Source organism: Actinomadura litoris (genome assembly GCF_009733595.1).
GTDB classification, from domain to species: Bacteria; Actinomycetota; Actinomycetes; order Streptosporangiales; family Streptosporangiaceae; genus Spirillospora; species Spirillospora litoris.
The window spans coordinates 1-615 of record NZ_WOFH01000037.1 but is presented as its reverse complement, the minus strand read 5'-3'; the positions used below and the strand labels follow the sequence as shown (position 1 = coordinate 615).

The window sequence follows — 615 nt, the reverse complement described above, 5'->3', positions numbered from 1 at the left end:
AGTTCCTCGTCCCACTTCAGGGTCTCCAGGTCCATCAGCATGGTGCGGCTGGCGTTGGTGGGGTCGGTGACGTGGACCCCGCCGTCGGTGCCGCCGGTCAGGTTCCACAGCACCCAGGTGTCGATGGTCCCGAACACCGCCTCGCCGGTCTCGGCGGCCTCGCGCACCCCCGCGACGTTGTCCAGGATCCACTGCACCTTCCCGCCGGCGAAGTAGGTGGCGGGGGGCAGGCCGGCGCGGTGGCGGATGATGGCGCCGCGGCCATCGCGCTCCAGCGCCGCGGCGATCCGGTCGGTGCGGGTGTCCTGCCACACGATCGCGTTGTGGTAGGGCCGCCCGGTCCGGCGGTTCCACACCACCGTGGTCTCGCGCTGGTTGGTGATCCCCAGCGCCGCCAGATCGGTGTGGGACAGGTGCGCCTTGTTCAGCGTGGTCTGGATCACCGCCCGGGTCCGCTCCCAGATCTCGGTCGGGTTGTGCTCCACCCACCCCGCCCGCGGCAGGATCTGCTCATGCTCCAACTGATGCCGCGCGACCTCGCCGCCGCCATGGTCGAACACCATGAACCGGGTACTGGTCGTGCCCTGGTCCAACGCACCGACGAACTCAGCCATG

General features: G+C 70.1%; 1 protein-coding gene. It reads right to left on the bottom strand.

The window, feature by feature from the left end:
- Positions 1–614 (bottom strand): FGGY family carbohydrate kinase (locus tag GNZ18_RS40640; protein WP_246251345.1); only part of this gene is annotated, 614 nt, incomplete at its 3' end.
- Position 615: the final 1 nt, after the last annotated feature.